This is a genomic window from Lyngbya sp. CCY1209 (assembly GCF_055795065.1).
On the sequence record NZ_JAYFER010000028.1, the window covers coordinates 1 to 1,197 of the forward strand.

Genomic DNA, 1,197 nt, shown 5'->3' on the forward strand with positions numbered 1-1,197 from the left:
GATGTTGATGGCTGCGTTGTGGTCTCTATCTAACTCGCACCCACACTGACAAACGTGAGTTCGAGTCGAGAGACTTTTCTGGACAACCGTGCCGCAACTCGAGCATTTTTGAGAGGTATAGACAGGATTCACCGCAACGGTTATCCTGCCGAACTTCACTCCAAAATGTTCCAACCATTTCCTGAACTGATACCAACCCGCATCGTGAATCGACTTGGCGAGACAGTGGTTCTTGACTAGATTCCGTATCCTCAAATCTTCGTAGGCCACCAGATCGTTAGATCGGATTACGCAACGCGCCAGTCTCTTGGCGTGTTCTTCACGTTGCCGACTTATTTTGAGGTGTACTCGTCCGAGTCGATTGACGGCTTTTTTTCGGTTGGCAGAGCCTTTCTGTTTTTTACTAACCCTTCGGTGAGTGCGTTTCAGCTTTTTCTCGGCGTTTCGGTCAAACCTCGGGTTCGGTTTGCATTCTCCGTTTGAATCGGTGTAGAACTCTTTGAGTCCGACATCTAAACCCACGGTATTTCCTGACGGTTTGAGTTCTTCTCGAACATCCACCTGAATGCAGAACTGAACATAGTAGCCATCGGCACGACGTACTAAACGAACTCGCTTAATTAGGGATTCATCATAGCGGGCCAGATCGTAGCTGCCAATTAACCGCAATTCCCCAATTCCAAAGCCATCGGTGAATTTGATACGCTTCGGTTCAAGCAGTTTCCACCCGGAGGTTTTGTACTCCACTGAGCGGGAATGCTTCTTGAACTTGGGATAGCCTACGGGCTTAATGCCCTTTTTGCAGTTGTCATAGAACCGAGTGATTGAACTCCATGCTCGTTCTGCTGCTGCCTGACGAGCCATTGAGTTGAGTTTCTTGGCAAAGGGAAACTCCTCAGCCAACGCTTTGCAGAGCTTACTGAGGTCATATTTGCCCACATCTTGGCTATCCATCCAATAGCGCACAGATTTGTTACGGACAAACTGAGCCGTCCGATTAGGGGTCGAGAGAGATGTTACCATCTCCCCCTCCCATTCAGAACCGTGCATGAGACTTTACATCTGGGCGTTGGCTTCTGGTTACATCTTACCCCCATCTGGCTTACGCTTACACTTGCGACTATTGCCTTCACTACTTGCCTAATCGACCATTGGACAAGAGCCAGTATGGGGTTAATTCGTTCCATCTGTATGGGT

The 1,197-nt window shown here is 48.7% G+C and carries 1 protein-coding gene; it reads right to left on the minus strand.

Annotation, left to right across the window (positions count from 1 at the left end; genetic code table 11):
* Nucleotides 1-1,050 (minus strand): RNA-guided endonuclease InsQ/TnpB family protein (locus AC0QHF_RS00135; RefSeq protein ID WP_324702169.1); only part of this gene is annotated, 1,050 nt, incomplete at its 3' end.
* Nucleotides 1,051-1,197: the final 147 nt, after the last annotated feature.